The 23,143-nt window shown below is 38.2% G+C and carries 21 protein-coding genes; 5 read left to right on the top strand and 16 right to left on the bottom strand.

Translation table 11 applies throughout. The features are described 5' to 3' along the window. Nucleotides 1–114: 114 nt before the first annotated feature. Together AB1444_05400 and AB1444_05405 are read right to left on the bottom strand one after the other, a co-directional pair. Nucleotides 115–249 carry a hypothetical protein gene (locus AB1444_05400; protein MEW6526088.1) on the bottom strand — a complete coding sequence of 45 codons (135 nt, stop codon included), beginning with the start codon at nucleotides 247–249 and terminating at the stop codon, nucleotides 115–117. Nucleotides 250–330: 81 nt separating this feature from the next. Next, the gene (locus tag AB1444_05405) at nucleotides 331–2,061 is read right to left on the bottom strand and encodes a proline--tRNA ligase (protein ID MEW6526089.1); all 1,731 of its coding nucleotides are present in this window, start codon (nucleotides 2,059–2,061) and stop codon (nucleotides 331–333) included. Between the two features lie 772 nt (nucleotides 2,062–2,833). Here AB1444_05405 and AB1444_05410 point away from each other — a divergent pair. Further along, nucleotides 2,834–3,301, top strand: a complete 468-nt coding sequence (locus tag AB1444_05410) for a hypothetical protein (protein ID MEW6526090.1) — start codon at nucleotides 2,834–2,836, stop codon at nucleotides 3,299–3,301. Between the two features lie 23 nt (nucleotides 3,302–3,324). Here the strand turns inward: AB1444_05410 and AB1444_05415 are convergent, their stop codons facing one another. The 4 genes from AB1444_05415 to AB1444_05430 all read right to left on the bottom strand — a co-directional run bounded on the left by AB1444_05415 (nucleotide 3,325) and on the right by AB1444_05430 (nucleotide 8,340). Further along, nucleotides 3,325–5,022 (bottom strand): acyl-CoA dehydrogenase, encoded by a 1,698-nt coding sequence (locus AB1444_05415; GenBank protein ID MEW6526091.1) that lies wholly within the window; start codon nucleotides 5,020–5,022, stop codon nucleotides 3,325–3,327. Between the two features lie 141 nt (nucleotides 5,023–5,163). Then, nucleotides 5,164–6,228 carry a hypothetical protein gene (locus AB1444_05420; protein MEW6526092.1) on the bottom strand — a complete coding sequence of 355 codons (1,065 nt, stop codon included), beginning with the start codon at nucleotides 6,226–6,228 and terminating at the stop codon, nucleotides 5,164–5,166. Nucleotides 6,229–6,457: 229 nt separating this feature from the next. Further along, nucleotides 6,458–7,282 (bottom strand): phosphate ABC transporter substrate-binding protein, encoded by an 825-nt coding sequence (locus AB1444_05425; GenBank protein MEW6526093.1) that lies wholly within the window; start codon nucleotides 7,280–7,282, stop codon nucleotides 6,458–6,460. Nucleotides 7,283–7,512: 230 nt separating this feature from the next. After that, the gene (locus AB1444_05430; GenBank protein ID MEW6526094.1) at nucleotides 7,513–8,340 is read right to left on the bottom strand and encodes a phosphate ABC transporter substrate-binding protein; all 828 of its coding nucleotides are present in this window, start codon (nucleotides 8,338–8,340) and stop codon (nucleotides 7,513–7,515) included. 304 nt (nucleotides 8,341–8,644) lie between these two features. Between AB1444_05430 and pstB the strand changes: the two genes are divergently transcribed. From pstB to AB1444_05450, 4 genes are read left to right on the top strand one after another with little or no spacing between them, the layout of a single operon-like run. After that, nucleotides 8,645–9,409 carry a phosphate ABC transporter ATP-binding protein PstB gene (pstB, locus tag AB1444_05435; GenBank protein MEW6526095.1) on the top strand — a complete coding sequence of 255 codons (765 nt, stop codon included), beginning with the start codon at nucleotides 8,645–8,647 and terminating at the stop codon, nucleotides 9,407–9,409. A 19-nt stretch (nucleotides 9,410–9,428) separates the two neighbouring features. Beyond that, nucleotides 9,429–10,082, top strand: coding sequence for a phosphate signaling complex protein PhoU (gene phoU / locus AB1444_05440; protein ID MEW6526096.1), 654 nt, complete (start codon nucleotides 9,429–9,431; stop codon nucleotides 10,080–10,082). 3 nt (nucleotides 10,083–10,085) lie between these two features. Next, nucleotides 10,086–10,766 carry a response regulator transcription factor gene (locus AB1444_05445; protein MEW6526097.1) on the top strand — a complete coding sequence of 227 codons (681 nt, stop codon included), beginning with the start codon at nucleotides 10,086–10,088 and terminating at the stop codon, nucleotides 10,764–10,766. A 4-nt stretch (nucleotides 10,767–10,770) separates the two neighbouring features. Next, complete coding sequence (locus AB1444_05450; protein ID MEW6526098.1) at nucleotides 10,771–12,504, top strand: ATP-binding protein; 1,734 nt, start codon at nucleotides 10,771–10,773, stop codon at nucleotides 12,502–12,504. A 3-nt stretch (nucleotides 12,505–12,507) separates the two neighbouring features. On the opposite strand, the gene AB1444_05455 is transcribed toward AB1444_05450, so the two are convergent. The 10 genes from AB1444_05455 to AB1444_05500 form a co-directional block, all read right to left on the bottom strand. Next, nucleotides 12,508–12,792 (bottom strand): hypothetical protein, encoded by a 285-nt coding sequence (locus tag AB1444_05455; GenBank protein ID MEW6526099.1) that lies wholly within the window; start codon nucleotides 12,790–12,792, stop codon nucleotides 12,508–12,510. Then, nucleotides 12,789–13,067: a toxin gene (locus AB1444_05460; GenBank protein ID MEW6526100.1), complete on the bottom strand. Its 279-nt coding sequence runs from the start codon at nucleotides 13,065–13,067 to the stop codon at nucleotides 12,789–12,791. Before AB1444_05460 ends, AB1444_05455 begins: the two co-directional genes overlap by 4 nt. Before the next feature lie 123 nt (nucleotides 13,068–13,190). Further along, nucleotides 13,191–14,057 (bottom strand): phosphate ABC transporter permease PstA, encoded by an 867-nt coding sequence (gene pstA, locus AB1444_05465; GenBank protein ID MEW6526101.1) that lies wholly within the window; start codon nucleotides 14,055–14,057, stop codon nucleotides 13,191–13,193. A gap of 9 nt (nucleotides 14,058–14,066) precedes the next feature. Further along, the gene (gene pstC, locus AB1444_05470) at nucleotides 14,067–14,975 is read right to left on the bottom strand and encodes a phosphate ABC transporter permease subunit PstC (protein ID MEW6526102.1); all 909 of its coding nucleotides are present in this window, start codon (nucleotides 14,973–14,975) and stop codon (nucleotides 14,067–14,069) included. A gap of 330 nt (nucleotides 14,976–15,305) precedes the next feature. Next, the gene (locus AB1444_05475) at nucleotides 15,306–16,331 is read right to left on the bottom strand and encodes a sugar kinase (GenBank protein MEW6526103.1); all 1,026 of its coding nucleotides are present in this window, start codon (nucleotides 16,329–16,331) and stop codon (nucleotides 15,306–15,308) included. Nucleotides 16,332–16,334: 3 nt separating this feature from the next. Next, entirely contained in the window at nucleotides 16,335–17,651 is a 1,317-nt protein-coding gene (locus AB1444_05480; protein MEW6526104.1) for an Nramp family divalent metal transporter, read from the bottom strand. Between the two features lie 45 nt (nucleotides 17,652–17,696). After that, complete coding sequence (locus tag AB1444_05485; GenBank protein ID MEW6526105.1) at nucleotides 17,697–18,398, bottom strand: MBL fold metallo-hydrolase; 702 nt, start codon at nucleotides 18,396–18,398, stop codon at nucleotides 17,697–17,699. Nucleotides 18,399–18,563: 165 nt separating this feature from the next. Continuing rightward, complete coding sequence (locus AB1444_05490; GenBank protein ID MEW6526106.1) at nucleotides 18,564–19,547, bottom strand: NAD(P)-dependent oxidoreductase; 984 nt, start codon at nucleotides 19,545–19,547, stop codon at nucleotides 18,564–18,566. Between the two features lie 16 nt (nucleotides 19,548–19,563). Next, a complete protein-coding gene (locus tag AB1444_05495) occupies nucleotides 19,564–20,268 on the bottom strand; it encodes an RraA family protein (GenBank protein MEW6526107.1) in 705 nt (234 codons plus the stop codon). 13 nt (nucleotides 20,269–20,281) lie between these two features. Beyond that, a complete protein-coding gene (locus tag AB1444_05500) occupies nucleotides 20,282–23,131 on the bottom strand; it encodes a hypothetical protein (GenBank protein MEW6526108.1) in 2,850 nt (949 codons plus the stop codon). Between the last annotated feature and the right edge of the window lie 12 nt (nucleotides 23,132–23,143).

The raw sequence follows: 23,143 nt of genomic DNA on the forward strand, positions 1-23,143 counted from the left end.
CTAACGCTCCTCGCAATGACGGGATTGGCCGATGTGTCATTGCGAGCGTAGCGAAGCAATCTCATTGCTACAATCGGAAAGATTGCTTCGTCGCTAGCACTTCTGGCAATGACGCTATGGACAATCATCATCATACAGAGCTGCCTTTTGGGACACCCCCTTTTCTTTCAATGCAGTTTGTAACGGGGCATTGCTCGCAGTTACATCCTTGCGGTTTTTTAAATAGAGCTGCAATATACTGTATACCATACAGCAACGCCAGTATAACCAGTATGCTTATAATGATCAATTCTCCCATACTAGTAAGTATATCACACTTTACTCATATATCTACGATTCTAATGCCCGCAATCCATCGGCAATCAGATTCTGGCAATAGGTAACGATAGAATCTTTGGCAATGATTATCTTTTCATCCTGATTTCGCAGTTTGACTTCTATAGAGGAACTATCGCCAAAAAATGCCTTACCTAACGTTATGCGGATGGGAATACCAATCAAATCAGCATCACCAAATTTAAATCCCGGGCTGGCTTTGCGGTCGTCATACAGCACATCTATTTTAGCTTTGAGTAACATCGAATACACCTCATCAGCCATAGCCTCTTCAGTTTCATTCTTTGCTAAACTCACACAATGCACATGAAACGGCGCAACACTCATTGGCCAAATTATACCATGCTCATCGTGATGTTGTTCAATAACTGCGGCCATGGTACGGTTTACACCAATCCCGTAACAGCCCATTATTGGTGTGATTGCCTTCCCATTTTGGTCAAGCACGGTAACATTCATTGACTTTGTATATTTATAGCCCAACTTGAAAATATGCCCCACCTCAATACCTTTCTTTTCTTTGAGTGGATAACCACAATGAGGACATCTATCACATGCTACAACAAGCGTAATATCAGCTTCCTCTTTGATAATAAAATCTCTGCCGGGGTTTACCCCTTTGTAGTGTTTGTCTTTTTCATTGGCTCCTGTAATGCCGTTAACAATATGTTTTACCTGTGTATCACATATAATACGTAACGTTTTTCCTTCACGAAGGATAGGCCCTGCAAAACCAACTGGTGCCCCTGTCACCTCTTCCACCACTGTGTCAGGTGCCAAAGCCACTTCAACTGCACCCAGTGCATTTTTTAATTTTACTTCATTTATATCACGATCACCAGGCACCACTGCCATAACAGGATTTCCATCAGCAACGTAAATCAGGCTCTTTAAAAATTTATGAGCACTGCATCCAAAAAATTGCACAAGCTCATCAATGGTGCGCACATTGGGAGTATCCACAATGCTCAGTGTTTCCGGATTTTCGTTCTGGGGCGATAGTTCATATTGATAGGCGGCTCGCTCCTGATTGGACTTATAGCCGCATGCATCGCATAGCAGCAATACCTCTTCACCAACCTCTGATGCAACCATAAATTCTTCAGAATCACTGCCCCCCATTGATCCAGTATCAGCCTCTACCGGAATTGTCTCCAAACCACACCGTTTAAAGATATTGCGATATGTTTGGCGCATTGTCTGGTATGAACGCTCCAGTCCCGCTTCATCAATGTCAAACGAATATGCATCCTTCATGATGAACTCTTTACTGCGCATAACTCCAAAGCGTGGACGAATTTCATCACGGAATTTTGTATTTATCTGGTATGCATTTATTGGCAAATCCCTGTATGAGGTTACTATCATGCGTATGGCATTGGTGAATGCTTCTTCATGCGTTGGTGCCAGTGCATATTCTAATCCATTGCGGTCTTTAATGCGTATCATCTCAGGGCCCATAGTGTGCCAGCGTCCCGATTCCTTCCACAAATCAGCATTGGTAAGCTCGGGCATTAAAAACTCAAGCGCCCCGGCTTTGTTCATCTCTTCGCGAATAATATTAATTATCTTTTGCAACACTCGCAAACCCAATGGCAAATAAATATACATACCAGCTGATTCTTTGCGGATAAGTCCTGCACGTATCATAAGCTTATGGCTGGTGATGACCGCATCAGCGGGATCTTCTTTAAGTGTTGGGATAAGATAGCGCGACATTCTCATGGTTTGTTTCCTTTTTTCAATAATTGTAATGATAAGTGTTACAATGGTGGTATCGTGTCAAGTGCAAATTTACCTGTCATATCTAACATTTTTGCCTACGAGGCAAAAAAATACTCTAATAATTTTTCCTCCTGGCAAAATTTTTTGACATCATATTAACCCATCTTTTAAAATTTATTCACTTTCTGTATGATAGTGATGGATATAAATACGAATTATGGTATCTAAGAAATGTTAATAAAAAAGAAGTGGACTTTTTGCTTACTGTTAACACGAAACCATGGATAACTGTTGAAACTAAATTATCAGATACATCAGTATCAAATAACCTGCTCTAGTATAAAGAAAGAATAGCTATCCCATACTGTTATCAGGTTGTGAAAAAACCATGTATTGATATCATCACTCACTCTGACATCCGTATTGTCTCTGCTGACAGATTTTTATAATATCTGGTATAATAACGCTGACAAACTCTATTACCACTTTAGAAGTAATGCAATTTTTTCAATACTGGCATATACATAAAAACTAACCAAATTATTATTGACATGCTGCAATTTTGTTTTTACTATACATATAACTATTACATATATTCTTTCCTGCTGGAATGAAGTATAAAACATTGTGCTCTATATGAATCACTCAATACAACCACATATCATAAAGAAACATATAAAAGATTGCAAGCCCACCGACAATTATAATTGGTGGATTACCAAAACCCCAGAAGAACGCATCAGTGCTGTTGAAATACTACGCAGGCAAATGTATGGAAATACATCAAGATTACAGAGAATTATTAGAATTATTAAACGCACATAACGTTAAATATGTTATAGTGGGAGCATATGCTCTGGCATTTCATGGACTTCCCAGATATACAGGTGATTTAGATATATTAATTGGTTGCGATGTGAATAATGCAGAAAAAGTAGTGAAAGTATTACAAGATTTTGGCTTTTCATCACTTACTATAACAAAAGAAGATCTTATGGAACCTGATACGGTAATACAATTAGGATATCCACCGTTAAGAATTGATTTAATCACCTCTCTTACTGGTGTTAGCTGGGATGAAGTCTATAATAATGCAGTTACAGGGAATTATGGTGATGTAAAAGTATTCTTTATAGGAAAACAACAGTTTATTAAAAACAAAAAAGCAACAGGTAGATATCAGGATTTGGCTGATTTAGAGGCAATTGGATATAAAAACGGGGATGCAGATATCACATAACTATCGCACCCCCGTTAGTATCATTACTCATTCATTTGATATGCATCAACCAGTGAATACACATATTTTTCAAGTACTCGGTTATACCTGTCATGGTCAACCACAGGCTTCTGAATCATCTTTAAGCAAAGCTCCTGCTGCTTGGCAGTGCTGCTTGTCTTGGAATAAATCTGTAATGCAAACTTTGAAAAATCCCTGATCATGAAATCAAAAACCTGATCAATCATATCATCTTCAACATTGTAGATCTTCTTATTTTCTAAAATAAGCTGACCATATGCCACCAGTGTAAAGAGCTCACCAATTGACAATAAAAAGTCAATGTCCTCAGCCTGTTTCTGGTCAGGTGTTGCACCCATCATGAAATCCTTGAATGCGTTGATCTGCTTTTTGAAGATCTCAACGTTGGGCAGGTTCACGCTGTTATACGCAATGTTGTAATCGTGGAACTGAATCTTGCCCAATCCTTTTGTTGGACCCTGATTGAAGAGGAAATCGTCGTTGGTAGCATCTAATCTCTGCGGTACTTCAGGGAATTCTTTTGGATTAAAGAAGTAATTGAACATGAACTTGATAATCAGCGCCATGTTAACATGAACTGTTCCCTCTAATTTTGGCAATGCCCTGATATCACGAGCAGCCATATGGAAGTAGGTATCCTTTTCAAAACCTTTTGCAGCTATGATATCCCACAGTAAGTTGATAACCTCTTCACCCTGTGTGGTGACTTTCATCTTAACCATTGGATTATACAGCAAATACCGCTTGTCATTTTCATTGGCGCTTCGCATATAGTCAGTTGCACGCAGAGCAAATAATTTCATTGCAACAAGCCGTGTGTATGCATCAACAAAGAACTGCTTGATGTGCGGAAATTCGGTAACGTACTTGCCGTACAGGTTACGGTGTGCAGCGTGATTCAACGCTTCATAAAAACAATGTGTTGCAATGCCAATTGAACCCCAACCTAAATTGAATTTACAGATATTAATAGTATTAAGCGATGCATCCCATGCATCTCTGCCTTTATCAAGGATATCGGCTTCGGTGATTGGATAATCATGCAGCGCATACTCAGCAACATATGACTGACTGTGAATAACGTTTTTAATACATTCAAATTTTGGATGCTGTGAATCCACCACAAAGAACACATAGTCACCAGTATCAGCAATTTTACCAAATGTTGACACCAGCGCAGCTTTGTTGGCATTGCCAATGTAGTACTTGTCGCCATTTGCGCGGTAGGTGCCATCACCATTGGGGTACAGCATCATATCGCTTGAATAGATGTCAGCGCCATGTTCCTTTTCGGACAGGCCAAATGCAAAGATTGCACCCTCTTTCAAAAGTTTGGCTGCCTTCTGTTTAACTTCCTCATTTTTGCCAATCCATATTGGCCCAAGACCCAATTGCGAAACCTGGAATGTATACCAGTATGCAAGCCCGTAAAATCCTAAAATTTCAGCAAAGTTGACAATGCGCCAGGTATTCCAGTGGCTGTCCTTATCGCCATACCCTTTTGGTGTAAAGAGTTTAGCAAAAATCTGATTTTCCTTCTGAAACTGCAAGAAATCATCGTACCACACACAGTTGTGATCATCATCCAGAACCTTTTTTAATCCTTTGTTTTCAAAAAACTGTATGGTTTTTTTCATAATGTCTTCCGACTCTTTGTCGGGAAATGTGACATTGTACTTTTTTGGATTTAAAAGAATCATATCCCACCCCTATTCAAATTATAGTAACAAATTTGAGTATATCATACACATACTGATTTGTAAAGAAAAAATTACAGTGTTATGTATTTTTTTAATCAACATATTTATTTTTTTGGGCGTGCACCCGCGGTAACTATCGCCTTATAACAACCCCACCCTGTCTTTAATTTTCCCGCTTTCCACCAATTCTGCAAATTCATCGGCCATCGCTTGTCCCACCTCAATTGCTTTTTCCCAGAATGATAGCCTTTCAGCGTCATTGCCTGCAAATGTATAAAAATCATGTCGGTCAGGGATCTTTTTATATGGCAGCAAATCAATGGCTTCTTTTGAAGGTGAAATGATGCACACATCATTAAGGCTGTGTTGCGGCTTTCGGTATGTAAGTGCCTTGTCAAACCACCCGGGCACCACACACTCAGAATAATGTGGATACAGCGCAATACCGCCATTAAGCGCAAGTGGCAGGTCCATCTGATAATCCACAAGCCCACCATCACGGAGTATTGTAACAGTGCCGTTATGGAAATATGGCACCCCTTTCATAACCAGCGGAATGGCACCTGAAGCCATGATGGCCTTTTTTACATTTGACGTATCAAGTGGAATATACTGCGTGCTGAAATTATTCCATTGTATGAATGACGGGAATGCTCTGCTATCATAAAACACATAGCGGTCAAAATGTAATGCTAAAAGCTTTCTATTAATAGCATTGGAAAGCGCAGCTGTTGCAAGCCCTGTCATGAGTGGAAGCTTATGTTCACTTATAAGCAGATGTTTTGATCGCGCCGTTATGATGCACAGGCGTATGGTAGGATGTTGTATGATTTCTATTACTCTGCTATCGGACAGGTAGGTTTCCATAATGGCAATTGTTTCGGCAGTTATCTCTTCCCTATCAGGATTGAGCGAATACTTCTGGGCCATGTAGCGCTCTTTAAATGTATCCAGTGCTTTTAGTCCATCCTTTTGCGCAAGTGCTGCAAAGCGCCATGTTGCAATGGATGAGCCAATTAAATGAACAGGCGTTTTTCTTTTTTGCAAAAAATGTGAATATACAAGTTTATCAAGCCCATATAGAATAAGCCACTTGGGACCACCAGCAGCACCAAGTACACACTGAATTCTTTCTTTTTTCAGGCCTTCGTCTTTAATGATACGGTAGGCCCGTTTCCCTGCTTGAATTGTACACAAACGTTTCATAGTAGCCTCATCGTATTACAGTTACTCAAATAACAGTGTTATGGTATATTGATAATTGCAAGGATTTTTTTATTTGATGGTATTGGCATTTTTGGTTATAGATTTGGAATGGCAGCATTCGTTTTAGAAAAACAAGGTTATCAAAAAGTTAAACAGATGATGTATACGTTTCTCTCTGGCACCTCCTTTTGTTGCCCATACAAAAGAAAGTGCCAGCAAACGGATATAGTTATTTAATAGGAATAAAACCTGCCTCTTTAACTATCGCCTGTCCTTCTAAAGAAAGCATAAAGTCTATAAATTCTTGAGCGGCAGGCTTTATTTTGACTTCATTGACATACATATAGAGTTTGCGTGCTATGGGGTATTTTCCGCTTTTCCCATTTTCTATGGTTGGCTCTACATTATTCACATATAGCGGCTTGACTCTATCATTAAGGTAGCCATATCCCACATATCCAATTGCCTTTGGATTTTGTGAAACCGTCTGCAAAATTGCCCCATTTGAAGCCTGCAGCAATGCATCTTTACGCACGTCAGCATGTTTCATTACTTTGGATTCCCACACCTCAAAGGTTCCAGAGCTTGAATCACGGGATATAACCACAATGGTTTCATCATTGCCACCAACATCCTTCCAGTTTTTTACCGACCCTTCATAAATTGCTTTAAGCTGATGCAAGGTAAGGTTGGACACCGGATTTGAAGGATGCACAATAGGCACTATCATATCAAATGCAATAGCAACTTCTTTGATGATTTCACCCTTACGCTTTGCAAGCGCTAACTCTTCTGCATGCATTTCGCGTGAAGAGTTTGCAATATCACAGCTACCATCAATGAGCGACTTTATGCCATCACCAGAGCCAGTGCCTGAAAGGGTTATCACAATTTTATTCTTTTCATAAAATGCTTCGGCAGCTTTTTGAGTAACGGGTAACACGGTGGTTGAACCTTTAACCACTACTTTTTCCTTAGCTTCTTTTGAACACGATACAATAAATACTGTTACAATAAATAGTATGCATAGCGTTATGTAGCTTTGTATTTTCATCCTTAAAACCTCCTTAAAAATATAATATAATTAATTTTAACTCATCATTATCAATATGTTCAACACTTTTTTGCAAAAATCAAGTTACCTCTGCTGTGTAATAAATATTTGTTGGAATAATAATAGCCAAACCCCCAGCGAGGGTGACATTATTATATGACTTAAAAAATAAAAAATGCCGCCCCATGCTTTCTTTTGAGACGGCCCATTCAATGAGTGTTATCTTCACATCAATCAGTTAGTGGTATAAAACCTGCTGCTTTTACAATCTGTTGTCCTTCTTTTGAAAGGATAAAATCAATAAATGCCTGCGCTTCAGGTTTTATTTTTACCTCATTGACATACATGTACAACTTTCGTGCTATTGGGTACGCACCCGATTTCCCGTTAGGTATAGTTGGTTCTACTCCATTTACAGTAAGTGCTTTTACTTTGTCATCTAAGTATCCGTATCCAACATATCCAATTGCACGTTTATTCTTTGATACAACGGATATAATTGCACCATTGGAAGCCTGCAATAACGCATCCTTGCGCACTTCAGATTTCTTCATAACCTTTGATTCCCACACTTCAAACGTTCCTGAACTTGAATCACGGGATATTACAACTATCCTTTCATTGTTGCCACCCACCTGGCTCCAGTTAGTTATAGCGCCTTCATAGATGGCTTTAAGCTGAGCCATTGACAAATTTTTTACAGGATTTGATTGATGAACAATAGGAACTATCATATCATACGCAATAGCAACTTCTTTAATCTTTTCACCTTTGGATTTTGCCATATCCCATTCTTCCTTCTTCATTTCCCGTGAAGAATTTGCTATATCACAGCTACCATCTATAAGCGACTTTATACCATCACCAGAACCTGTACCTGAAAGACTTATCACAATCTTTGTTTTTTCATAGAAAGCTTCCAGTGCTTTCTGGGCAATGGGTAATACGGTAGTTGAGCCTTTAATGACTACCTTTCCCCCTTTTGTTTGTGAAAAACCAATTGATAATGAGCTTACTATCGCTAGTACCATGAAAATTAAAAAACTCTTGACCTTCATTATGGCCTCCTGTTATAATTTTAGTAACTTTTGGTTAAAACGCTATATGCATTTTTACACCATACTACGTACACCGTTATTATAAAATTTTTATAAAGATTAGATTAATTTTCTATTTGATTTGAACTGAATTATTCTTTTCATCATAAACAGCAATGAGTCCTGTGGGGCAAAAAGCACTGCTATAGTACTAAAACTTTACATTTTCTTTACAATAGCATTATAAATCCTTAACATTTCAGTGGTTTGATAATTACAAGCAATAATGGAAATAACCAAACAGGTAAACAAATAACGGTGATATATGTCCGAAAGCACAGTAAAAGTTAAAGCCCAGAATCTTTCTTTTTTCTATGGGAATAATCAGGCATTATTCGATATCAATTTAACCGTACAGGCAAACACAGTTATGGCATTGATTGGCCCTTCTGGATGTGGTAAATCAACATTTCTTCGCTGCATCAACAGAATGAATGACATTATACCCTATACAAAAATTGAAGGCCAGTTAACCATAGATGGCGAATCCATATACCATACTAAATACGATGTCACACAACTTCGTAGACGCGTTGGTATGGTTTTTCAAAAATCAAACCCATTTCCAAAATCAATTTTTGACAATATAGCGTATGGTTTAAAAATAAATGGTATAAAAGATAGATATACCATTGAGCGTATCGTGGAAGACTCTCTGAAACGCACGGCACTGTGGGATGAAGTTAAAGATAGGCTGCATACTTCGGCCATGAGCCTGTCAGGTGGGCAGCAGCAGCGCCTGTGCATTGCTCGAACTATTGCAGTGCAACCCGAGATTATTTTAATGGATGAGCCAGCTTCAGCCCTTGACCCCATATCAACGCAAAAAATTGAAGAGCTTATTCAGGATTTGAAGAAGCAGTACACCATTATTATTGTAACCCACAACATGCAGCAGGCAGCGCGCGTGAGCGATTATACCGCTTTCTTTTACATGGGAAAACTTATTGAAGTCAATAAAACCGAAATCATGTTTACAAAACCAGAAAAACAGATGACTGAAAATTATATAACGGGAAAATTTGGATAATCACTGAAAGGAGATAACAATGCCAACCCATTTAGAACAGGAACTCAATGACTTACTGCGCAAAATACTTGAGATGGCAGACATTGCTATAGAAGCTGTTGCTGATGCTGTACAGTCACTAAAAACTATAGATGTGAAGTTAGCAGAAAAAGTGATACAAAAAGATTCAGTACTTGACCAATTGGAGATAGTTATTGATGAAGAATGTGGCAGGATTTTAGTAACCAAACAACCAGCAGCAGGTGATCTCAGGCTTATACTGGCAATCTTAAAATCAAACACTGACTTAGAGCGTATTGGTGATTTAGCAACCAACATTGCAAAAGAAACAATACGGCTTGAAGGAAAATCACTTTTAAAACCACTTATCGATATTCCCCGCATGACAGAAATTTGCATCAAGATGATAAAGTTAGCATTTCAGGCAATTACTGAAAAAAACATAGACTATGCAAAACAGTGTATAGCAACTGATAAAGAAGTGGATGAGCTCAATATGCAGATAAACCGTGAGCTATTTAGCTTTATGGTAGAAAATCCAGCAACCATTTCACCTGCATTTGGCCTTATCATGGTAGCAAAAGCATTGGAACGCATTGGCGATCATGCAACGAACATCGCTGAACGAGCCATATACTACATAGAAGGTGAAGACATTCGTCATCAGGAGTAGTACATGCCAAAAATATATGTAGTTGACGACGAAAAGGACATTCGTGAAATACTGAAAGTCAATCTTCAAAAAAATGGCTATGATGTTAGTACATTTGCTTCAGCTGAAGAGGTCCTTAAACAATTAACTATCGCCAAACCTGATCTTTTAATACTTGATATTATGATGAGTGGCATGGATGGATTGGATTTGTGCAAACACATCAGGGCATCCAATACACTAAAAGATATACCCATTTTATTTCTTTCAGCAAAATCAGCAGAACTTGACAAAGTGCTGGGACTTGAGTTAGGGGCTGATGATTACCTAACAAAGCCATTCAGTATTCATGAACTCATTGCCCGTGTTAAAGCAATACTGCGGCGTGTCCAGGGGAAGGAAGAAGTGCCTAAAGAAGTTTTAACCTATAAAGGCATTGTACTGCATCCTGAAAAATTTTCAGTAACTATCGACAAAAACCCCATAGACCTTACAAAGACTGAATTCCTTATCCTTAAACTTTTTATGCAATATCCTGGTAAAATTTTTTCCCGTGACAACATCATCGACAGCATCCGCGGCGACAATGTCTATGTCATTGACAGAACCGTTGATGTGCATATTATGAATCTTAGAAAAAAATTAGGACATTACAAGGATGCAATTAAAACCTATTCTGGCGTTGGGTATGGATTAAAAGGGTAAGTTAATGTTTAAAAGTCTTAAAACAAAATTAATTGTTGTATACTCTGTAGCACTGGTATGCTTTATTTTTTTTCTTCTCATTTACAGTAGTAGCCATATACACAAAGAATTTACTGTATTCTTAAAAACTGAATTGCAGCAAAGTATTGATTACATTAATACTTACTGCCAGTCATTTCACAAACCCATTAACAAACAATTTTTTTCTTATGAGATAGTAACCGCTTTAAAAAATCTATCCTATAAAAGTTCCCTGCGCATAACCATTATTAACAATGATGGCACCGTACTTTTTGACACCGACGCCAACCCTGAATCAATGGAAAACCATCTGTATCGCCCCGAGATACTGGAAGCAAGAAAGAAAGGTACTGGTATGGCAAGTAGATTCAGTAATACAGTTGGTGCCGATATGTTATACGTTGCTTCATATTATAATTACTTCTATATTCGCACTGCAAAATCAATGTCTACTATCAATGCACTTATAGAGTCAATTACCAGAAATATCATCATTGCTGGAATCATCATCCTAATTATCAGCATTACCGTAACAGCAATTTTTGCTACTGCTTTCACACGACCTATAAAAGAATCATTACACTTTATTAATACATTTTTTAACGGCAACCTACATGCGCGCATACTCAATTATAAAGATGATGAAATGGGCTACTTACAAAGAGCAATGAACACGCTTGCCGACAATATTCAGCAGCGTATTATAGAACTTACCAATGAAAAAAATAAACTCTTCATGATTATAGAAAACATCCATGACCCAATTGCGCTTATCGATGAAAATAAAAAAATTGTTATTTATAACAAAGCATTTGCAAACTGTTTTGAATATCCTGAAAGTTTAACAGATAAATACTACTTCACTGTTATCCGACATAGTGAGCTTAATGCCAAAATATATGTAGCATTTTCACAAAAGCAAAAAATATCGTTTGAAGAAACAATAGATGGTAAATATTTTCAAATTTTTATCTACCCCTTTGCTGAACCCGCCACAGGTATCCTGCTACTCATGCACGATGTAACCGAGCAAAAGCGCATTCAGCAACTCAAGTCAGATCTTGTGGGGAATTTATCGCATGAATTAAAAACGCCAATCAGCATCATCCGTGGATACTTAGAAACCATTAAAGACAACATTTGCGATCAAAAAACAGCAGAGCAATTCATTGAAAATGCACTCATAAATGTTGAACGCCAAAATGCAATTATCAACGACATGCTCAAACTCAACCAATTGGAGACTTCATCTTTCATTACCAATGAATCCATTGACCTTAAAAAAATCATTACACAGTGTGTAGAGTTGCTATCACCAAAAATTCAAAAAAAGAATCTGGCGATAGTAATAGATATACAGTCATTGCCACAAAGCATTACTGGCAATGCATTCCTGGCTGAAGAAATTTTTTTCAATCTAATAGATAATGCCATTAACTATAATAATCAAGGTGGATCAATAACTATCACCGCACATAAAGAATCAAAATTACTGTCAATAAGTATTGCCGATACTGGCGTGGGCATCCCACCCGATGAAATACCAAGGATTTTTGAACGTTTTTACCGTGTTGACAAAAGCCGCTCACGCGAGACTGGTGGTACCGGTTTAGGATTATCCATTGTAAAACATGCAGCGCTTATTTTAGGATGGACAGTGGAAGCTACATCATCATCCAGCGGTTCAACATTCACAATTATTATACCATCAGCGTAATCATTAATTACGCTTTTTAACTTCTATCAATCTTCCATTCACATATTTGTGAAGGACACTGGATATCATTGTTTGGTAAGGTATCCCTTCCTCCATAGCAATCTTTTGCAAAGATTCAAGGTCATTCTGTGAAATGCGTATATTAATTCTCCTGTCTTTTTTCATTGAAGCTTTTGCATAGTTTATGTGTTTCTTTTTTTCTTTTTTAATGCCACTGACTTCCTTCCATTCACCTTTTTCATATGATGTAAGGATATCTTGTTCATATTTGTTCAATTTTTTGGTCATCTTCTACCTCCTAAATAAAGCTTTGTTGCCTTTCTGCTTGGGATAATAGTTTTAAGGAAAATTTCCTTTTCAGTTTCAATAAAAGGGACTAAATAAACATAACTATTAAACTCAATAACATATATTTTCTGATCTGGATATTTGTCAGGATTTTTGTGTTCAACGATTGATAATAATTTACCATTTTGTATACAATGTATTATATCCTCAAAACAAATACCACGCTCATTTTTCAAAAGTTTATTCTTTTCCTCATTCCAGTTAAAAGTTTTCATTAATAATGAATTTATGACAATGTGTGCCTTATGTCAACATATATTTATAAAAAAATTAATGTGGATGCTTGCTGATGTCGTTTTCTGTATCATTTTCTTTGTCAGGAGTGCGTTAAGCTACTTTTATTGTTTAAATTTTTTCCTGTATTTATACCGCAAAACCATGCCGGCAAAATTCAATCCCAGTACCAGTGCAATAAGCACAATGGCCGTACCATATTGGATATGGCGCGTTGCCTCAATATGAGTGCCTGCTGTTGCAAGCACATAGATATGATAAGGAAGTGCCATAACCTCGCTAAACAGTGAATCAGGGATATGCGGTGTATAAAATGTGGCACAGGTGAACATTATTGGAGCTGTTTCCCCTGCTGCTCTTCCCAGTGATAGCATAACACCAGTCAATATGCCCGGCAATGCAGTAGGCAGAACTATCTTATAAATGGTTTGCCATTTTGTTGCACCAAGTGAAAGTGATGCTTCACGATACGAAGTAGGGACTGTAAGAAGCGCTTCTTCGGTTGAGCGTATGACCAGCGGGAGATTAAGTATACCTAATGTAAGTGAACCTGCAATGATAGATGAACCAAAATCCAAGAATATAACAAACACACTTAAGCCAAAAAGTCCAAACACTACCGAAGGGACTCCAGCAAGATTATTGATACCCAGACGAATAAATTGCAGCACCTTACTATTTTCCACATACTCGGTTAAATAGATTGCCGTCATTACCCCAATGGGCACTGATATGACCGATGAACCAATCATAAGATACAGTGTGCCAAGAATTGCAGGGAATATCCCCCCTTCACGCATTTCGTTTTTGGGAAATGCAGTTAAAAATTCCAGGCTCAATGCGCGGTAACCCTGTAAAAATATATATCCTAACACAAACAATAAAAATGCAATGATGGTATATGACAATGCAGTGATGATAATAAAAGAGGTTTTTTCAATTGCTTTTGCTTTTACCTGTAATGATGCCATAGTTTCCTTTTAATGATACTTAAATTTATATTTCATTGACAGATAGTTAGCAATAACATTAAAAAGCATGGTCAGTAGGAATAGAATGATGCCTATGGCAAATAGTGCATAATAATGGTCACTGCGGTATGATGCTTCGGCCATCTCGGCTGCAATGTTGGCTGTCAGTGGCCTCACAGGATCAAACAGCGATGTAGGAAATGTTGTTGCACCACCAGCAACCATCAGCACCACCATGGTTTCGCCAAGGACGCGCGCAACCCCTAAAATGATAGCCGTCCATATACCAGAAAGGGCTGCCGGCATGGTAATGTGGACAATCGTCTGCCAGCGGTTTGCTCCCAGTGCATACGATGCTTCTTTCAGCGATACCGGCACCGAAGACAATGCATCTTCGGATATGCTGGCAATGGTTGGTATTGCCATAAAAGCTAACATGATTGATGCATTGAAAAGGTTGAGGCCAGTGTCTATATCAAAGTGGTCTTGTAAAAATGGTGCAACGACTACCATGCCAAAAAATCCAATAATAACCGATGGGATGGATGCAATAAGCTCAATTGCCGGTTTTACAATTTCACGCACAAACGCTGGGGCTAATTCGGACAGATAAATTGCAATTCCCAAACTGAATGGTACAGCAATAATTGTTCCAATAAACGTAACAGATAAAGAGGCTACTATAAGTGGCAGCGTCCCAAATTTAGGCGGCTGTGATGTTGGATACCAACTTGTTCCAAAAAGGAAGTCTTTTACACTGACAACCTTGAAAACCGGTAAGCCTTCTTTAAAAAGAAAAATCATTATTAAAAATAAAAATGAAACTGAAAGAAAGCCAACAACAGCAAAAATATACTTTACCATCCTGTCGCTTACGTTGTGAATATTAAGTGCAGATTGTAATGTTTGTTTTAGCATAAAATACAGTAATACTCTTATTATGGTTTGTCTTTCATGAAAACTATCTACCCTAAACAACTTGTTTTCACATGTACACTACACAAATAACAAATATACCTTATAATACATAGTTCATAATTATAAAGAAATTATAAAGCTACTATAAAGATATTGTAAAATCATTAATAATTCCTTAAAAAATTTCATAATGAATACTAGTGTACACCCCCGCCGCCTTCGGCGGCGGGGGTGTACACTATTTTATAATTTGTTCAAATTTCCACATTTAGGAATAATTAATGTTGTAAAATAAAAAATATAAAGATATGTATCCTGTTATTTACACTATTATCTGATTAATTGCCAGCTTTTATTTTCTAAAACTGTGACAATATCAGTTTCGTTAATAATAAAACTATCTCCATCTATGGTATGCGCTAAGGCTCCTGCTGCCAGTGCAAAATCCACACAGTAATCTAAGGAATTACTTTTCATAAAAGAATATATGAAAGCTGCAGCCATCGCATCTCCTGCACCCACACGGTCAACAACATGCATCACTTTTCTAACTTTTAATTCTGTAGCAGTGTGTCGTGATGATGCTAAAGCTCCTATATCAGTTTCAGATGCGTTTGTGGTAAATCTATGGGTAATCAGTATAAGTTTTAGGTTTGGATACTGTGTAAAAAGATAGTCGATGATATCATTATAGCTTGTGATATTTTCCTTCAATAAAAGTTTTTTGATATGGTCTTCATTTCCAATCAATACATCTACTTTTTTGACAAACTCATGCATTACTGCTTGAGCATGGTTTATATCTTTCCATAACGTTGAACGATAGTTAACATCACATGATACAATGCCATTATTTTGTTTTACCGCATAACAGGCTTTTACCGTTTCTTCATAGAGAATGTGCGATAGTGAAAGTGTTATTCCCGTAGTATGGAACCATCCGCAACTATGTAACACATGATCCCAGTTAATAGAGTCTTTTTGCAATGATGCAAAAGCACTGTGAGCTCTATCATAGATTAATCGTGGTGGTCGCAAACCAACACCTTTTTCAAAAAAGTACAGACCCAATCGTGAATCGTTTTTAAACATCACATAATCCATATTAATGCCAAAACCCCTGAAATACCGCAATGCAGCTTTTCCTAATTCATTATCAGGCAATACCGTCATCAATTGTGTCTTTATACCCAGTTGCGATAGTAACACTGCGCAGTTAGCTTCAGCACCACCAAAATATGAATGAAATATATTTGTATGCATTAATTGCTGAGTATCAGGTGGTGATAAACGCAAAAGTACCTCACCCCAACCGGTAAAATATTTTGAATTATCGAATAAAATGGTATTATCCATAGTTTACATTGAAAAATTAACTTTCATTATCACAGCAAAGATAAATAGTCCAATAAAAAATGTGAAAAAAAGTGCTGAGATAATAGCAGTTATGGTTAATGTTTTACCAGGCCTGTATATATTTGGTAGATGTCTATGGCAAATATATATTCCTAAACCAATAACAAGTGGAAGAAAAACTGTATCAATGATTGCAGAAATCTGCAATAAGATTACCGGTGCAGGAAAAACAACCGCAAACAGTGCGGTAAATATAACATAAATAAAAACAAATAATCGATAATAGCGTAATTTCACATCACCATCTTTCTTGCGCTGGTACCACACTGAATTGGAAGCAACCCGGCATAATCCATCAATATTTGCAAGCAATGTGCTAAACAGTGTCCCAAATATTCCAACAAGGAAAACTATCTCACCTGCTTTGCCAAAGCTCTCCCCTGCAATGTGTGATATCTGCAAACCCAATTGCTCTCCTTTAGGAACTATTCCTTTGGGATACAATATGACCGCTCCTGCAACCAGAAATAGTACTGTTAAAAGCGCAGTAATAATAGTATTTACGGTCAAATCTATTTGATTAATTTTTATCCATTTTTTAATCCTGTTTTTATCCTCATCGGTATCTATTGATCTATCAGCCTTTCCTCTTTTACTACCTTCTATCCATAGCGAATACCACACAACGCCAATTGCTCCTGCACCTGTCCACCCCAAAAGTGGAACAAGTTCACGTAATGTATGGAATGGAGCCCGTGGTATAAGGCCATATGCCATTGCAGCTGGATCCGGTGCTGTCTCTATCAACGCATACACCAGAAACACTATCATAATAAAAACCAGCACTCTGGATATCTTTTCCAGTGTATGATAGCTTCCTAAATAGAGTATGATTCCAACAGTTACTATCGAACATACCGTTGCTATTTCCATAGAAATTGCTGGCATCAGCCCATACATACAGCTTCCAACTGATAATGCTATTCCTGCCATCCCCGAAACACTGGCAATAAATACTATCCAGAAAAGAGTAATAACCCAACCTGTTTTTAATTTAAAAAGTTTGCAATCTATCTCAACCTGCGCAAAAGCAATTAAGACATTTTCACCGGTTGCAATAGTGTAACGCCCTACCAGTTCAAAGATGGCATATTTCATAATAAGCGAAACAATTGGCGCCCACAAAAGCAAATACCCAAACAGCGCGCCAGAGCGGGTAGCAAACACAAGCTCTGACACCCCAATGGCACTTGCCGACCACACAAGCCCGGGACCAAGGACCTTTATAAGATTAAAACCGGAAGGCGGCTTTTCTATCATACTTTCCTCCAATTCAAGATAAATGAAATCATTTGACCCACATCGTTACAAATGCAAAACATATTCAGTGCCGTGGGGCAAAATGATCTTTTTGGCTTTTATATTCCAGTTTTGCAACTGTTCTAAAGAAAGATATTTCCCCTTTATATGATAATGTATGGGTATTACTATTTCAGGTTTCACTTTTTCAACAAAGTGTGATGCCGCCTCTAAATCCATACCATCCTTGCCTACCAGTGGATAGGTGGAGCAAGCTACCTGTATCATGGCGATAGAGACTTTGTAAGGGGTCAGAGCCTTATGTAAAAGCTCATTATACCGTGTATCGCCCGAGAAATACAGCGTAATATCCCCTTTTTGCAATATAAACCCTATTGCATCCTTTGCAAATGGATGAAATGCAGGCACTGCAATTACCCTGACACCACGGCAATCACTATGCTCTCCCGGGGTCAGAGCATGAATTTTTTTCACACCTTTCTTTTGTGCCCGTTTGACTGCATTGATTGATCCAATAACCTCACAATCTCTTTCCTTTGCTAATCTTATTGCTCTGTCACACCAGTGATCAATATGATTATGTGAAACCAGCATATAATGAATGGGTTCAATTTTTTCTGGATCCACAGGTAAGGGAACGGCTCGCAAGAATTCAAATGATCCCCACCAGGGATCGGTCATAAATACTATTCCATCTATATGTATACCAACCGTTGCCTGTCCAATTAATGTGAATTTAATTTCCATAGACACACCTCATTGTGGCACAATTTTAAGGTACGATAAATCCTTTCATATAATCGCTTGGGCTTTAAAGCAGTTTCAGCTTCATCTATAGAAAATCTATGAGTTACTATTTTGTGCAATGGTATTGCCTGTTTCATAGCCAATTCCATTATTTTTAAAGCAACGTCAAATGATTGTGGCGGACATGACCATTGTTTTTACAAACCACTCATACGTATCAATGGCGCTTTCAATATCGTTTTTAGTGGGATACCATCCCAATACTTGCTTTGCCCTGGTATTATCAAATACATAATCGCGCAGTGCTATCTCAAGGTGCTGAGGTTCAAGTGGTGATACACCAAAAAACGAAAGAATGCGTACAATACTACGTGCAACTGGCGCAGGCACTGAAAGGATCTTCTCCTTTTTTCCTGCATGGGCAAACAATGCCTTTACCATCTGGCGAATGGTTGGGACATTATCGCTTGCAATATTTGCAACAAGCAGCCCTTTTGTTATTTTCTGTAGCGAAAGCACAATGGCTTTAGCAACATCCCGCACATCTACCATCTGCAATCGTGTTTTTCCTCCACCGGGGAGTATAACCGGTTTACCTTCTTTTACTGCCTTCATCTGCTCAACCAGGAAAGGTTCATTTTGTCCAGGACCATTAATTGTTGGTGGCCGTAAAATAGCAACACCATGCCCTTTCTCAGCCAATTGAATACACATTCGCTCACCTTCAACTTTATGTTCACCATACGGGCACACGGGACGCAGCGGCACGTCCTCAGGACAGGGAACCGGTACAGCAATGCCATAAACTTCAACCGATGAGATAAATACTAATTGCCGTATTGTATGCCTTTTACATGCTTCAATGATATTTTTAGTGCCTGTTACGTTTATTGCATACATTCTATCTTCATCTTTTACAAACTGTGCAAGTGCAGCCGCACAGTGAACTATTGCATCTGCTTTGCTACATGCCTTCATGACACATTCAGCATCAACAATATCGCCTTTTATAAACCTAAAGTTACGTTCCCCCGCTTTTGGTGCTTCTTTTATATCAATGCCAATGATAGCATAGTTTTCACGCAACAACGCATCTACAACATGCTGTCCCAAATATCCTGAACATCCTGTAACAACGACTGTTTTCATAGCAATAACCCTTTTTCTACAGCTTCCCATACTTACGGTATACATCTAACAAAGATTTCCCCTGTCGTATTTCCTGGCGTGAACGACGTTCGGCCTGAACAACCTCCTCAGCTTTTTCAACTACCTCTTTCAAATCTACATCCTTAATGGGAATAACCACCACACCATCGCAGTCGGCAAAGATGATATCACCCGGATTTACGCGCACACCCCCACACCATATAGGTGCACCCATACCAACCAAATCTACCCTGCCTATTGAATCAGTAGGGATGTTGCCGCGTGCCCATACAGGAAATTCAATTTCAAGTATCCGATTAATATCACGAATGGGGCCATCCACCACAGCACCCTTCACACCACCAAAGTATTTACAGGTTGTTGACATAAGCTCACCCCATGCCCCTGCACCATAAAATTCATTAGCATTAACCGCCACAACCTGTCCCTTTTGCATGGTGCCAAATAGGTCCTCCAGTACTTTTGCAACAAATTCTGGATCATACTCCTTTAACCGTGTGCTTTTGCGCGTTTTTGCTTCTTCCATGGTAAACGCAGGCCCTGCAACAGCAGCTTTTGGCATAATTGGTGTAAAGCCTGCACACAGTGCCTGATGCATAAATCCCATTTCATCAAGCGTGTCGCATACTGCCGGTGTGTAGGTTTTTTCCAAACGCTCACACAGCATTATTATTTCATCATAAGAATATACTGGTGTCATATATTACCTCCATTTACAATAATTCTAATGTTATAAACAATAGCTCATAGGGATTCATAGTTGTTTCTATGGCATTATTTTTCATTGCCACAGGTTTGATTTTTTTGCCCGAAACATCTGAACAATACGCTCTTTGTATTTTTCTTTTTGTAGTAATGGTGCATATAGCTTTTTGTTTTTTTCCCAATATCTCATACATGCCAATGACTATCTTGTTTTGCGAAATGGGCTGATTGTAGAGTATAGCTATATGTGCATTGTTTGTTTGTATAAATGGTGGTTGAACAAAATCTGATTCATCAAAACTAAACCTGTATGCAGTTGCTATCGCTTCATTGTGTGTCTGTGCAGTAAAACTTGTAAAAGTGCTTTTAAAGGCGATAGTACCTGGCAAATCTCTCCCCAGTCCCAATTTACCCCACAATGTCCATCCAATGCAGCAGTGATAAAATCCTGCCATATCATCTTTGACAGGAACTATCGCTTTACTATCCTGTGACACAAAAACTGCATACTGCAAACCTTCTTTATGTAAAACAAACGAGTCAAAATATACCGATGATGGCAATCCATGCATCCACTGAAACGGATACAGCGTATCGTTTATGCTTCTAAACGGGGCTATGTTTTTTGCAGCAAGGATAAGATTGCCGCCAGTATCCACCCCTCCCCAACGCAACACGGTACAAGCAGAATCATACAACATTTCCCGTGAGTTTACAGGATAGGCAAAGTAATGCTCGGCAATCTGCGGTGCGCTACCTGCAAAACGCTGGATGAAATCAATACGCTTTTCACTTCCAGGGATGATAATTTCCTGAGTAACCGATAGCGATGGAGTAAAAAGCTGATAGAAAAAATATGCTATTTTTAACAGCACCGGTGGTAACTTTACCTCAAAGGCGTTGTGTAAAAACTCTGATAGTAGCTCCATTCCCTTATAGTATGAATGCTCTGACCCTTCTATAACTATGCGATAATCATTCCCATTGGTAAACAGGCTGGTAGTTACCTTTTTAAAGCCTGCAATTGTTTCAAAGTAATTGCGCCTGGCAGCATTTTCCCCACGAACGCCAATAACATACTGATTGAATCCGTACGTATGATTTTTATTAACCCACTCCTTCTGTAATTGTTTATCATGTATACTGGTGATACATCCTTTGCCCGTATCAAAAGCTATTCTGTAAAATTGATTTTCTATAATGATTGGTTTTTCTGCATCATAGGATATCTTTGTCCACTGTTTGTCTTCTTTATTTGCCTGCAAAAGTTTAAAATCTTTGATTATATTCATTGGGGTATATACCCACTGATTGCGTGTATTCATCCAGTCGTTAACATCCTGTTTTGTGTAATGGGTTTTCCCAAATGGAACAGGGCGTGGATTATGATCATTGTTGAGTATAATTGCCATATACCCTTCAAGATTTTTAGCTATGTATGTTTCTATATTATCCGTGTGATTATTTAAAACTGCATCACTATACGTTTTCCCTAAAGAGAAGATTGCAGTATCATACCGTGAATTAATCGATAAACGCTGTGGATCTACCTGTATAAAATCCAGGTAAATCTGCTCGCCCCAAAATGGTGGCATTTCCCCTTTTAGTACTGGGATATTGTTTGCATACCTTTGCTCAATGTAATCAAAGAACTCTTGCGGGGTTGCAATGATAATCTCCGGATTAACAAATCTGGTGTTCCATGTTTTAGCTATTTCTGAAGGGACTTTGTTTTGCGGCTGATTATCACCACCTTCTGCAGGATAATACGGCAACAAGTACGCATCATAGGGATACTCCCAGTGTTTATGGTTATAATCATAGTAGCGCTGTATTTCTTCTGTAGGATAGCCCTTTTCAAGTTGGGCTAAATGATATGCAATACTATTCTCCATGCTGATAAATTCTTCATCTTTGAAAGGTAAGGACAGACGCATATTCAAATCAAAATTTTCGCCATACCCATTTAAACAGGCAGTATGCCACACCATCACCTTTGCACTACCATCAGGTGACACAAGATAAAATAGTGGCGGAACCCTATATCGTGAATCGTTAGGTCCAACCAAACAATAGGGGATATTATTTGCCTGTAACACCTTTGTAATCTTTGAAAAATCCATAACATCATGAATACATGCGGTTTTTACATTTATTGAATATTGCTGTGCAATGCGCAGGGTATGATGCAATGATGCAAAAAGCGCATACGGACTCATGAATCTATTCTGGTGAGATATAACAAATGCCCCCAATTCAAAATCCTTTTTTTGTAAGGCAGCTACAAGTTTTGACTTTTCCTGTTTAGATATTGCTGAACTATTCAGAAATTCTATAACAGGCCAGCTAACCTCAGTAAAAAGCTTGAAACGCGCACGTGCTGGATAGTGTTTGGTTTGTTCAAGCAGCAAAAGCTCTTTCTGTAAATTTGAAATATTTTGTGCACGCACATTTTTTTGCGATTGCGTAAATCCTATATCAACATGGGTAAATGGAACACAATAGATTTTCCACATCTTTACTGGTGGAATAGTCAGCGTTTTTTTGATTATAATTGTGTTTTTGTTTTTTATGGTAACATCTAAACGGGAAGGTTGTGTAATAGTTTTTCTGTAACAATCGATAGTTGATTCTTTAACTTTGTTTGTAACATTCTTTTTTGTAACAACGCCATCAATTGATGCTATGATCTGGCCTTCAAATTCCTGATCAGCCTGTATCATTATTCTCTGGCAATATAACCCTTTATGCGTATATACTAACGGGGTTGGATATATGGTGACAGTAAGCGTGGTTGCTATCGCATAGCTAAAAGAAAGTAACACAAACATTGCAGTGCATACTATGTTCCCATACACGGCAAACCTCCC

This window comes from Spirochaetota bacterium (assembly GCA_040756435.1).
In the GTDB taxonomy this organism is placed as follows: Bacteria; Spirochaetota; UBA4802; order UBA4802; family UB4802; genus UBA4802.

Bases quoted from the DNA above. Each gene is read 5' to 3' on its own strand.
- AB1444_05400 (MEW6526088.1), bottom strand. From the start codon at position 249: ATGGTATACAGTATATTGCAGCTCTATTTAAAAAACCGCAAGGATGTA.
- AB1444_05405 (MEW6526089.1), bottom strand. From the start codon at position 2,061: ATGAGAATGTCGCGCTATCTTATCCCAACACTTAAAGAAGATCCCGCT.
- AB1444_05410 (MEW6526090.1), top strand. From the start codon at position 2,834: ATGGAAATACATCAAGATTACAGAGAATTATTAGAATTATTAAACGCA.
- AB1444_05415 (MEW6526091.1), bottom strand. From the start codon at position 5,022: ATGATTCTTTTAAATCCAAAAAAGTACAATGTCACATTTCCCGACAAA.
- AB1444_05420 (MEW6526092.1), bottom strand. From the start codon at position 6,228: ATGAAACGTTTGTGTACAATTCAAGCAGGGAAACGGGCCTACCGTATC.
- AB1444_05425 (MEW6526093.1), bottom strand. From the start codon at position 7,282: ATGAAAATACAAAGCTACATAACGCTATGCATACTATTTATTGTAACA.
- AB1444_05430 (MEW6526094.1), bottom strand. From the start codon at position 8,340: ATGAAGGTCAAGAGTTTTTTAATTTTCATGGTACTAGCGATAGTAAGC.
- pstB (MEW6526095.1), top strand. From the start codon at position 8,645: ATGTCCGAAAGCACAGTAAAAGTTAAAGCCCAGAATCTTTCTTTTTTC.
- phoU (MEW6526096.1), top strand. From the start codon at position 9,429: ATGCCAACCCATTTAGAACAGGAACTCAATGACTTACTGCGCAAAATA.
- AB1444_05445 (MEW6526097.1), top strand. From the start codon at position 10,086: ATGCCAAAAATATATGTAGTTGACGACGAAAAGGACATTCGTGAAATA.
- AB1444_05450 (MEW6526098.1), top strand. From the start codon at position 10,771: ATGTTTAAAAGTCTTAAAACAAAATTAATTGTTGTATACTCTGTAGCA.
- AB1444_05455 (MEW6526099.1), bottom strand. From the start codon at position 12,792: ATGACCAAAAAATTGAACAAATATGAACAAGATATCCTTACATCATAT.
- AB1444_05460 (MEW6526100.1), bottom strand. From the start codon at position 13,067: ATGAAAACTTTTAACTGGAATGAGGAAAAGAATAAACTTTTGAAAAAT.
- pstA (MEW6526101.1), bottom strand. From the start codon at position 14,057: ATGGCATCATTACAGGTAAAAGCAAAAGCAATTGAAAAAACCTCTTTT.
- pstC (MEW6526102.1), bottom strand. From the start codon at position 14,975: ATGCTAAAACAAACATTACAATCTGCACTTAATATTCACAACGTAAGC.
- AB1444_05475 (MEW6526103.1), bottom strand. From the start codon at position 16,331: ATGGATAATACCATTTTATTCGATAATTCAAAATATTTTACCGGTTGG.
- AB1444_05480 (MEW6526104.1), bottom strand. From the start codon at position 17,651: ATGATAGAAAAGCCGCCTTCCGGTTTTAATCTTATAAAGGTCCTTGGT.
- AB1444_05485 (MEW6526105.1), bottom strand. From the start codon at position 18,398: ATGGAAATTAAATTCACATTAATTGGACAGGCAACGGTTGGTATACAT.
- AB1444_05490 (MEW6526106.1), bottom strand. From the start codon at position 19,547: ATGAAAACAGTCGTTGTTACAGGATGTTCAGGATATTTGGGACAGCAT.
- AB1444_05495 (MEW6526107.1), bottom strand. From the start codon at position 20,268: ATGACACCAGTATATTCTTATGATGAAATAATAATGCTGTGTGAGCGT.